This is a genomic window from Brunnivagina elsteri CCALA 953 (assembly GCF_002289455.1).
Taxonomy (GTDB): domain Bacteria; phylum Cyanobacteriota; class Cyanobacteriia; order Cyanobacteriales; family Nostocaceae; genus Brunnivagina; species Brunnivagina elsteri.
On the sequence record NZ_NTFS01000345.1, the window covers coordinates 1 to 7185 of the forward strand.

Annotated in this window: 5 protein-coding genes; 2 read left to right on the forward strand and 3 right to left on the reverse strand. The window is 40.4% G+C overall.

The window, feature by feature from the left end; translation table 11 throughout:
• Together CK510_RS32955 and CK510_RS23215 are read left to right on the forward strand one after the other, a co-directional pair.
• On the forward strand, positions 1–246 hold a 246-nt coding region (locus CK510_RS32955; RefSeq protein WP_211293273.1), incomplete at its 5' end, for a hypothetical protein.
• Between the two features lie 265 nt (positions 247–511).
• Entirely contained in the window at positions 512–2692 is a 2181-nt protein-coding gene (locus tag CK510_RS23215; protein WP_095723941.1) for an NHL repeat-containing protein, read from the forward strand.
• Between the two features lie 104 nt (positions 2693–2796).
• On the opposite strand, the gene CK510_RS23220 is transcribed toward CK510_RS23215, so the two are convergent.
• The 3 genes from CK510_RS23220 to CK510_RS23230 all read right to left on the reverse strand — a co-directional run bounded on the left by CK510_RS23220 (position 2797) and on the right by CK510_RS23230 (position 6489).
• Complete coding sequence (locus CK510_RS23220) at positions 2797–3978, reverse strand: glycosyltransferase family 4 protein (RefSeq protein ID WP_095723942.1); 1182 nt, start codon at positions 3976–3978, stop codon at positions 2797–2799.
• A 467-nt stretch (positions 3979–4445) separates the two neighbouring features.
• Positions 4446–5108, reverse strand: a complete 663-nt coding sequence (locus CK510_RS23225) for a class I SAM-dependent methyltransferase (RefSeq protein ID WP_095723943.1) — start codon at positions 5106–5108, stop codon at positions 4446–4448.
• A gap of 49 nt (positions 5109–5157) precedes the next feature.
• A complete protein-coding gene (locus CK510_RS23230; protein WP_095723944.1) occupies positions 5158–6489 on the reverse strand; it encodes an APC family permease in 1332 nt (443 codons plus the stop codon).
• Positions 6490–7185 lie beyond the last annotated feature (696 nt).

Sequence of the window (7185 nt, forward strand, 5' to 3'; positions counted from 1 at the left end):
TATTTATATTTAGTATTTAGGCAGAGACAACACAGACGACCCGGTGGGTCGTACGAGAATTTCCAATTTCCAATTCCCCCTTCGGGTACTCGCTCCGCGAGAAGCAAGCTACGTCACTTTGCCGGAACGGAAACTGTTCCCGGCAAGTGGACTCACAATGCCCAACTTCTTCATAATTCCTTTGCAAATATTCCCTATTTCCGTATCTATACCAGTGACAATCGACATATATCGGCAGGATACTAGGTTTATTAGACACTGGGCGCAATGGTTCCAGGTTAATTATCTGGGCAGCAATGTAGGGATAAGTATTTGTTCGTAGCAAATATTTATCCCTTTTAATTTTGGTGTCATTAATAACAATACTTATACATCAATACGGTTTCGATCGCATTGTCTGTAGATACTGTAATCATTTAGCCATGATGAATTTTGTGTAAATCTAATTTTATAATCTGACCTCTCTGCTAAGTTAGGTAAAAATAAGTAGCTCGCTACAGTCATTAAAATAATGATTAGGATTAGAAATTACCGAAATTTTAAAATTGTCAGGTTGTTATTGGTTTTTACAATAGCACTGGTTATTACAGGACTAATTACGACAACTTATTGGGGTGCAAATGGAGTACCAATAACGAGCTATAAAACATCTTGGATTGGTAATACTTTTGGTGGTGGGGCAAAGTGGGTACAGAACCAAGTTCTGGATATGTATGTTGCGACGGATGGAACAGTATATACAAATAGTTTTTGGGATGAATCTGGTAGGGAAGCTGGTGTATATAAAAATGGGGATGTTATAGCTAAAGCTGAGGATTTACACGGATGGGAAAGAACTGGTGGATTTGCTGTAACCGCAGATAAAAAACATCTTTATGTGGGGATGGAACAGCGCTATATTGCGACTGATAAACCTGCCGATTATCCCCCAGAAAACACTACTTGGTATTGTGTTAGACGCTATGAATTATCTGGGAAAATAGCGCCATTTCCTGGTGGAAAAGGTGTGGGTCAAAATATGCTGATTGTCAGTGACAAACATCGGGTTACTGGGTTAGCTACTATTGGTTCAGAGCTATATGTTGCTATCCGGGATAGTAATATTGTCCGGGTTTACAATACAAATACATTGCAGGAAGTACGTAAATTTTCAGTTCCCAATCCGACAAAAATAGCTGTTGATAAACAGGGTAAACTTTGGATTATTCAAAAGCCGAAAGATGGTAATGCTGCCAAAATTGGACATTACTCACCAAAAGGCGATCGCTTGCCGCAAACTATCAGTAATGTACCCAAAGCAAATGCGATCGCAGTTGATAACCAAAATAGATTATTAATCGCAGATAACGGCAAAAATCAGCAAATTGTCATATATAGTCTGAAAAATCAACCTACACAAGTTGGTAGTTTTGGTGTCAAAGGTGGAATTTATGCGGGGGTTCCTGGTGAAGTTGGAAATTTAAAATTTTATGGATTAACGGGGGTTGGGGTTGATGGTTCGGGAAATATATATGTAAATAGTAGCGGTTTTAATGAAGGTGTTGGTACTCAAGAAATGATGACGGGTACGGATATTCGCAAGTTCTCACCATCGGGAGCTATGCAGTGGCGTGTATTGGGTTTACCATTTGTAGATAACGCAGATGTTGACCCCAAAACCGATGGTATCCAGGTTTATACAATCCACGATCGCTACATGATGGATTACAGTAAACCCGTGGGGAAACAATGGACTTATAAAGGTTATACGCTTAATCCGTTTAAATATCCTGAGGATATCCGCTTGCGAAATGCCCACGGTTCGGTGTTTTTCCGTCGCATTCAGGGTAAACCATTTATGTATTTTACAGACATGTTTGGCTCGTTCTTACATATCTATCGATTTAACCCGGCAACAGATGGGGAAATTGCCATCCCATCAACAATGCTTGTGAATACTAGCGATAAGGAAGAAAAAGTCCAAGCAGATAGTTTTCCCCCTAATCAACCACAAATCGGTGATTGGATTTGGCGCGATCGCAATGGAAATGGTGCTTTTGATCGGGGTGAGTATGAAGCTAGCGGTAGGGATTATCCTTATATTGGCGGATGGTGGGTGGATAGTAAAGGTGATGTTTGGAAAACTGTACGAACTGCTGACGGGATTCGGCATTTTCCTTTACAGGGAATAGATGCTAAGGGTAATCCTATCTACAGCTATAGCTCCATGAAAAAAATAGCCACTCCCAAAATATTTAATGATATTCGCCGAATTGAGTATATACCGGAAACGGACACCATGTATTTATCGGGTTTTACAGCAGAACATCCCGCACTACAAGATGATGGGAAAGCTTTTGGTTCGGAAATTGCCCGCTATGATAATTGGAGTAAAGGTAATCGCAAAGAACGTTTTCGGATTACTGTTCCCTTTAGTCCAAAGGCAAACCCAGAAGTACTTACTGCTTCCATGAGTATAACGGGGAACTATATATTTACCATTACCAGCAAAACACCAGAGGTTAGCGTTTACAATGCCAAAACAGGAGCTTTTGTTACCAAGTTCAAACCTGGTGCAGAAGTGGCAAATGAGAGTGGTTGGATTGATATCCCTTATGGAATTCGTGCTTTTCGTCGTGCCAATGGGGAGTATTTAGTTTTTGCTGAAGAAGTTGCCAAAGCCAAGATAATTATGTATCGATTGCCAAAATAGAGGATTTTTTTAGCGATCGCGTTCCTTGTGGTGAGGACTAGTGCGATCACTAAAAATATGCCAATATGGCAACAATGAAGATAAGCTCTGGTGATATATTTAATTTACTTACCGCTTTTGCTCGAAAAATAGGGAATACTGGCTACGTCTTTAGAACCTGCCAATCTTGGAACCTCTTGCAGTAGAGAATTAATTATCTCAACAAAGTTTTTGGCATAGTTTCTTGTCGAAAATTCCAAGGCACGTTCTCGCGCAGCTATGCCAACATGACAAGCAAACTCGCTGTCATCAAGATAGCGAAGGATAGCATGGGAGAGTGCATCTGAGTCACCATAAGGCGTTAACAATCCATTTACATTATTAGTAATTATTTCCGTTGGTCCACCAGCATCACCAGCAATAACAGCTTTACCCAACGCCATCGCTTCAATAATCACAATCCCAAACGGTTCTCGATCGGAAGCATGGATAAATATGTCCATTGCCTGTACCCATTCGGGAACATTTTGCTGCAATCCCGCCATAATTACTTTCTCTTGTAATCCCAGCGCGACAATTTGGTCTTTGAGAAAATCCTCATATTCGGGTTCAAAGGCATGTTGTCCACCAACGATAACACAATGTGCATCTGGGTATTTCTGCAAAACTTGCGGCATTGCATCGACAACAACATGCATCCCTTTCCAGCGCTGCAAGCGTCCGACAATGCCCACTAAAATGCCAGTGTTTGGCAAGCCTAGCTTTTGCCTTGCTTCCTCCTGTGAAGGCAAATTTGCTGGGTTAAAACGGTTAAGTTCAACACCTGGATAAACAAGAGGTGTAGCTCTGTAGGGAAAAATTTGTGATTGTGCCTTTTGTCCGTCTTTGGAAAGGGTGACAACTGCCCGTGCTGGAATTAAAGTTGACAATCGTACCAACAACGAGCGATCGTAGGGTACTTCTAACTGATACCAAATAGCAGGTTTGCCCGTCAAAAAGGCAGACAGACCTCCTAAAATATGGGTTATCCACATCCAGTTGACAATCATATCAACTTTTTCGCGCCGTGCGATCGCGGCGATGCGGATTATGCTAAGAATAAAACGATGAATTTCACGTAGACGACCACTATCTACGACTCTGGCATCTACCCCTAATGCTCGTACTTGCTCGACCATTGGTCCATCTTCTAGAAATATTACTAGCCACTCGACATCCAAATCACGTCCTTGGCGAATCAAATCTAGAAGCATCATTTCCCCACCACCTCGTTGTTCAGCCAGTGGCATATTAATTAATACTTTCATTCTCTAATTTACTCCTGTATTTCAATACGGAACTGCTACCCTCTGGGTAGACACGGAGTGGCTCCTGTAAGTACGCTTTCAGCGAATGCAGAAGCAAGCTACACCGATAACACTAAAATGTTATCTTAGCCAAAATGCAGAGAACGCAGAGAGAATAAAAAAAACTCAGTAGGTAATACCAATTCTATGTGAGGCTGCACATTATTTAGACCTCTCCAAGGCAGGGCTGATTCATCCCCTAAAACACTTTAAAAATCAAGGGTTATAGCAATTTAACACTGGTTATTTTGTTACCAGCGTGTCGAGAAAACGAACAAAATTACGGCTACGTGAGTGCTTAAAAGTTCATTTAATCGTCACACTTACTTAGATATTTATCGCTAACTATCTTGACAAATCCTGTTTAAAAGGGAACGAAACAGCCCTGGGGATTAAGGGGGGTAAATCTGTACGCTGTAGCTCAAAACTTAGCTACTGGGTGTATTGTTGCGTAAATTAGCGGGAATTTGTTTAGGAATAGTCCAATAATAGACCGTTCGACCATTGACATTAAGGGTCTTTTCTGGTTTCCAATCACCCATATCAAAAGCGTGGGAAACAATGCGAGTTCCAGGTTTAAGCTGTTGAAAAAGTTGCGATCGCAATTTCACATTCAGTTCTGGTAGTAGGTACAGTGTCACAACTGTCGCTTTACTAAAATCACTCTTAAATAAATCCTGTTGGAGAAACTTCACCTTATCGCTAACACCTTGTTTTTTGGCGTTTTCATTTGCCTCTTTAATCCGTTCTGGGTCAATATCGATACCAGTTCCCTGTGTCCCAAACTTCTTAGCCGCAGCAATGGGAATTCGACCATCACCACTTCCCAAGTCATATAAAATATCGTTTTTACCAACTTTGGCAACTTCAAGCATTTTATCAACAACTTCTGGTGGTGTCGGTACATAGACAACATCTGGTGTCTTTTCTTGTGGCTTAGTCGCTGGTGTTGTTTGCTGTACTTGTACCGTTTTTGATGGTACTTCACTATTTTGTTGGGAAGTCACTTGTTGAGCACAACTTGTCAACAATAAACCACTAAAACTTGCAGTAAAGAGCAAAAATTTCCAAATCATTGGTCGTAATATCATGATCGCTCCAGATAGTAATGGAAAAGATTAAATAACTATCCCCAATCCCCTATTCCCTATTAAAAATAAGTATGGGAATACCCGTCAACAAAACAATTACTCCGATGCTGCCACCAATACCTGTATAATTGATACTGGAATATAGTAAATAGCCGCAGGTGGCACAAAATAGTAAGGGTATGATGGGGTAAATCGGCACTTTGAAAGGACGGGGAATATTTGGTTCTCGGTAGCGCAAAACTAGCAAAGCAATACCCGATAGCAGAAAAAAGAACCAGAAAACTGGGGCAGTATATTCCACCATAGTTTCAAAACCCTGTCTTCTGATAGCACCGATAATTACTAGTAAAATAGCAATCCCAGCCTGTACCATCAGGGCATTTACTGGAGTGTTTTGATGGCTCCAACGTCCGAGAAATGCAAATTTGGGGAAATCCCTTCCCAGGGCATAATTTGTCCTCGCACCTGTAAATATGGTGGCATTTGCTGCTCCTAATGCAGATACAGCGATGAGGGTACTCACAAACTTTGCACCAGTTTCACCTAAAGCAAGTCGCATCAATTCCGCAGCAGGGGCTTCCGATTTAGCCATTACTGCCAAACCTAATCCATGCAGATACGCCAGGTTGATTAGTAAGTATATCGCAGTGATAATTGCAATAGTCCCTAATAAAATCTTTACCATATTTCGCTGGGAGTCGCTTACCTCTGCGGATAGATATGCGGCTTCATTCCATCCCCCATAGGTAAGTAGGACAAATACCATTGCCAAACCGAAGGTGGTAGTTTGGGTTGTTGGTGTAGTTGTGGTGACTGATGGTTGGGCTGTGGCAAGAAAAATACCGACAGTAATGACAAGTAACAATCCCAATATCTTTGCCAGAGTCAGTAAATTTTGTGTCCACTTACCTTGTTGGATACCAAGAACATTGAGAATTGTCAGAAGCGCGATCGCAATACTGGCATATATGGCTGAAGAATATTCTCCCAATCGTAACAATTGTGAGGCATAATCTCCAAATACAAATGCCAGTAGGGCAATAGAACCTGTTTGAATTACCGTCATTCTCGCCCAAGCGAATAAAAACGACAAATTTTTCCCAAAGGCACGCTGTAAGTAGTAATAAGTGCCCCCAGCATCAGGGTAAGCTGTACTGAGTTCTCCATAGCAAAGCGCACCCACAAATGACATGACTCCACCCAAAAGCCATGCCAGCATTGCAATTTGCCCGTTGGCAGCATTTGCCGCAACTAATGCTGGTGTTTCAAAAATGCCCACACCAACCACCATTCCGATAATCAGAGCTACTGCATCAATTGTGGAAAGGGTTGGCTTGGGAATCAGTTGTTCTGGCTTGGACGGTGTGATTTTTATTGCCATAAAGCAAGCCTAGTTTTTTCTCCTGATGATGTAATTTAGACTTTAAAGTTGTTAATTTACGGACTTTTTGGGTATAAGTCATAAATTTTGTTAACAGTATAAAATTCCACAATCAATCTAACCTCTGGGTAAAAACCATGAAAAATTGGAGTGTGAATTAATGTTCTGTGACATCAAGACATTCTCATTAATTTTTACAGCATCTGAAAAAACTAAATACATTTGCCATAAAAGTTCTAGGAAAGTATTTTAATAATTTCTTTATCAATGTACCAAAATATAAACTTATACTAAATTGGACTAGAGAAAGAAGAACAAAAACCCTAAATATGATACTGAATTACTGCGATCGCATCTCAAATGTTTGATTTTATTTTTAAGAGCAGAGCTTAAATGATAGAGATTTGAATTGAAATACGCACAGAATAAAGCTTTCGGCGATTTTGGATGAATGAATGCATAAATGGCAATTTTGAACCCTGATAAGTTGATATGGGAGGCAAATATTTAACTAAGTGAGGTATATTATGAAGCAAACAGGTATTTCAATTACAATTATTCAAAAAGCTTTAAATAGTTTGGCTATCACAGGTTTACTATTTATTACTCCTGCTTATACGTAACCGTTCAGGGGGTGCTTAAATCGTTCCAAACTCTTTACCAAGATACCTTTGGGGCTAAAAACCTGAGAATGAA

Bases quoted from the DNA above. Each gene is read 5' to 3' on its own strand.
- CK510_RS23215 (WP_095723941.1), top strand. From the start codon at position 512: ATGATTAGGATTAGAAATTACCGAAATTTTAAAATTGTCAGGTTGTTA.
- CK510_RS23220 (WP_095723942.1), bottom strand. From the start codon at position 3,978: ATGAAAGTATTAATTAATATGCCACTGGCTGAACAACGAGGTGGTGGG.
- CK510_RS23225 (WP_095723943.1), bottom strand. From the start codon at position 5,108: ATGATATTACGACCAATGATTTGGAAATTTTTGCTCTTTACTGCAAGT.
- CK510_RS23230 (WP_095723944.1), bottom strand. From the start codon at position 6,489: ATGGCAATAAAAATCACACCGTCCAAGCCAGAACAACTGATTCCCAAG.